Below are 4,350 nucleotides of genomic sequence, written 5' to 3' on the forward strand. Positions count from 1 at the left end.
TCGCTGAATTCGACTCAAATCCTGGCTCGTCAATATTTAGATGCGTTTGCCCTGTTAATATAGTACCTCTAGTATCTCCCATTAAATTGTTCAATACAATTAGTTTTTACAAAGAGTAGATATTGGGTTTGCTTCCTCATTTTTGGGAATAAATGCGGGTGGGTTGCAAGTCTTTTTGGTTAAGACATGATATCTGCATTAGTTTTTCTGACAACCGGTAGAGATTCGTGTTGCTGAATGCAGTATCAATTAATCAAACACCAGGGTAAAACGATACTTCAAATAATGAAATAATAATCGAATAGAGTATTTCAGCATTTCTAAGGCATTTTTGAAACCAGATTAGCAAATAACCCATTCACTCTTATTTTGTGGATGCGATGTCTACGACGGGGTATGCCTAAGCAACTCATTAGCCTTAAAGTAGTAACGACAACTTTTTGTGGAATTGCGGTCAAGCGACGATGAATGCTCTAATCAATTTATTGCTTTTTTTGCTGCCGATTCTGAGCAGCCTTTGGATTGCCCAAACTTTCAACCCTCTATCTTCTTATCAGCCTCTCCAAGCTGTAGACGGTGCAGCTTTATATAAAAAACAATTAACCAATGGTAACGAAGCATATTTACAAGTTATTGATATCCGCAAAATGCACATAGACCAAATTACTGGAGAGGTAGATAATATGGGTCTAAATGAAGGGAAGTATTATAAAGGAGAAGGTGGACATTACAGCCCTTCTTTCCAAAATAAGTTGTTTTCTGAAGTTGCAGACGAATATAAAACACTTTACGCAAACAATGTTTTTTCGATGATTAATTGTTCTTTTTTTGAGCAATACCAATCTAGTACTCAATTATCTTTTCCCATTAAACTCAATGGTGTAGTCATCACTGGTGGCACTAGCCCTTATGGGCCAATCAAGGAACCAAAAGATAAATACTATAGTAATATTCGCCTCAAGACCTTAGTCTGGGATGATAAGCAGGCATATATTACCGACTACAACCAGGTTAGCGGTGCGCCTCTTAATCAAAAAGCAGTGAAAAATGCGATCGTCACTTACCGATATAGCGATCATCCGGCGAAAGTATTAGCCCAAAACCAAGCGAATAAGTATCAAGTCATCGGGACTCTGAACAAAGATGGTGTCAAGGGTGACGAGTTGTTGTTGATTATGACGGTGAACCAAGCAACTCTGGATGAAGCAGCGGATTTATTACGGAAATTAGGAGTCAAAGGCGATATCATTACCGTTGACGGCGGTAAATCAACTTATTTGTTCAATTCCCAGAACGGAAACATTATTGTTCCCCAACTGTCTAATCTGCAAGAAAATCCTACTTTCCGACACCTACCTCATTATCTGGGATTCCGTAAGAAAAGCAAAAATCAGGTTGCGCCAAAAATCTTGATCAGTCAGCCAGTGAAGAAAGTACTTCCAAAGAAGGATCAGCCTTATTTAATATTGTGGCGGGATAATTTTGATGGTGATGTCTCGATTAAGTTGTACGATGGGAACAAACTTATCCAAAACATTTCTTCCCGGACTGCTAGCGATGGAGTTTATGAGTGGACACCACGTATTTCGGTGAAAGAAGGCTATTTTGTTCGCATTTCTAGCTGGAAAGACCGGAAGGTTTTCGGGCAGTTGCAATTGTAGCAGAATGGGAAAATGAAATGGATAACTAGCTAAACGCAAACCTCTCAACAAGGTTGACGGTGTGGCAGCGATCGCAATTGTTATAGTTTCTCACAGTAAACAACTAGCTTTGGGTGTGCGGGAACTCGCCGCGCAGATGGTTCAGGGCCAAGTTCCTATTGCTGTTGCAGCAGGTATTGAAGATCGGGAAAATCCATTGGGTACAGATCCCATTCAGGTTTATGAAGCGATCGCTTCTGTATTTTCTGATGATGGTGTCTTGGTGTTAATGGATTTGGGTAGTGCTTTGCTAAGTGCAGAAATGGCAATAGAGTTTCTACCAGAAGCACAACAGCCAAAAGTGCATTTGTGTGAAGCACCTCTAGTAGAAGGTGCGATCGCTGCTGTGGTAGCTGCGGCGGCTGGTATGGATATTCACCAAGTTATGGCGGAAGCCCGCGGCGCCCTCCTAGCAAAAGCGACTCAATTAGGTCTAGTTAGTAGTCCGTTGTCAGTTGTCACCCCAACAACCAATGTAGAATCACCAACGGCAGAAATCCGGCTGATTGTGAACAATCGCTTAGGATTACACGCCCGTCCAGCAGCGCAGTTTGTGGCAACCGCAGCCCGGTTTCAATCCCAAATTTTGGTGCGGAATTTAACGAGAAATACTGAGCTAGTCAGGGGTGACAGTATTAACCAAGTCACAACTTTAGGAGTGCGTCAAGGACACGAACTGGTAATTACTGCTACTGGCTCAGATGCAGATGAAGCGCTGGCGGCATTACAGACATTATTTGCAAATAATTTTGGTGAAGATAATGTGGCTTTGAATTCTCCACCAACATTTCAGGATCAAGTTACCTCAGCAACTCACGGCGAACTTTCGGGAATTGCAGCTTCTCCGGGAGTAGCGATCGCACCTGTTATTCATTATCAACCCACCCATATTTCTATTACGGAATATCACGTAGAAGATGTAGAAGCTGAGTGGCAACGATTACAAGCAGCCATTCACACCGCTCGACAAGAAATTCAAGCAGTTTTCTCACAAGCATCTCTGCAAATTGGTGATGCTGAAGCCGCCATTTTTGACGCCCAACTACTATTTTTAGAAGATCCAGTACTATTGGAAGCGGCTAAAGAGCGGATCTTAGAAAACTATATAAATGCTGAAGCCGCATGGCAAGCCGTAGTTGATGAGGTGGCGACTTCCTACCGCACCCTTGAAGATTCTTATCTGCAAGAGCGAGTTGACGATGTTGTAGATGTCGGGCAAAGAGTACTGCGATTACTAGCGGGGAATGCCCCTGCTAACTTGTATCTGGAAAAACCTGCGATTTTAGTAGCGACTGATTTAACTCCCTCAGATACCGCTAGACTAGATCCGACAAAGGTGTTGGGTATTTGTACAACTTCAGGTAGTGCCACTTCTCACAGCGCAATTATCGCCCGGACATTGGGTATTCCGGCAGTTTTGGGAGTAGATGCTCAGGTGTTGCACTTGGTAGATGGTACACTTATGGCACTTGATGGTGAAAGTGGCAGAGCTTGGGTAGAACCAGAATCACATATCCTGGATTTACTGGCAGCAAAGCAAGAAGCTTGGCAAACTGCTCAACAGGAAGCACGAGCTACAGCCCACCAGCCAGCAATTACTCGTGATGGTCGGCAAATTAGCATTTTCGCCAACATTGGTAGTATAAGTGATGTCCAAGTTGCTGTGGCTAGCGGTGCAGAAGGTGTGGGATTACTCCGCACTGAGTTTCTCTATCTCGACCGGACAAGCGCCCCCACCGAAGAAGAACAACTAGCAGTGTATCAGGCGATCGCCAAAGTTTTAGATAATCGTCCGTTGATTATTCGTACCTTAGATGTCGGTGGTGATAAGCCACTTCCCTATCTCAGAGTCGGGTTTCCAGAAGCTAACCCTTTCTTAGGTTGGCGGGGAATTCGTTTCTGTTTAGATCATCTGGATTTGTTCAAAACTCAGTTACGGGCAATTTTGAGAGCCAGTGTGGGACACCAAATTAAGATTATGTTGCCGATGATTGCTACGGTGACGGAAGTGCGTGCAGCTAAGGTAATTTTGGGTGAAGTGCAGGCTGAACTAAATCAAGCTGGTATTTCCTTTGATGCAGCGATGAAAGTGGGGATTATGGTAGAGATTCCGTCAGCAGTAGCGATCGCAGATCAGTTAGCTGCTGAAGTAGACTTCTTTAGTATAGGGACTAATGACCTGAGTCAGTACATCATGGCTAGCGATCGCACTAACCCCCGCGTGGCAAATTTGGTTGACGCACTACATCCAGCCGTGTTGCGAATGGTGCAGCAAACTATCCAAGCTGCCCATGCAGCGGGGATTTCGGTAGGATTATGTGGAGAATTGGCAGCAGATACTTTAGCAACACCAATTTTATTAGGTTTGGGGCTGGATGAATTGAGCGTGAATCCTCAAAGTATACCTGGAGTGAAGCAAGCGATCGCTAGGTTTTGTATAGTTGAAAGTGAAGCGATCGTGGCATCAGCATTACAACAAGATTCCGCAGTTCATGTCAGAGAACTAATCTCAACTTCAGTTACTCCCCCTGCATAATACTAATTCGTAATTAATCGTTAAAATCTGATTCCCAGTTGCCCATTAAAGCCACGAATACAGGACTTACGCAACTGTCACAAGCGATGGTGCGGCGCAGCCGCACCGAGCGCC

At 43.9% G+C, this 4,350-nt stretch carries 2 protein-coding genes; both read left to right on the plus strand.

What is annotated here, in order from left to right:
- The first annotated feature begins 464 nt into the window (after positions 1 to 464).
- Positions 465 to 1,661 (plus strand): hypothetical protein, encoded by a 1,197-nt coding sequence (locus tag HWQ44_RS15615; RefSeq protein WP_292720062.1) that lies wholly within the window; start codon positions 465 to 467, stop codon positions 1,659 to 1,661.
- A gap of 61 nt (positions 1,662 to 1,722) precedes the next feature.
- On the plus strand, positions 1,723 to 4,236 hold the full coding sequence (ptsP, locus tag HWQ44_RS15620) for a phosphoenolpyruvate--protein phosphotransferase (protein WP_292720065.1): 2,514 nt from the start codon (positions 1,723 to 1,725) through the stop codon (positions 4,234 to 4,236).
- The last annotated feature ends 114 nt before the right edge of the window (positions 4,237 to 4,350 follow it).

Origin of the sequence: Nostoc sp. JL34 (assembly GCF_017114945.1) — a bacterium.
Lineage (GTDB): Bacteria > Cyanobacteriota > Cyanobacteriia > Cyanobacteriales > Nostocaceae > Nostoc.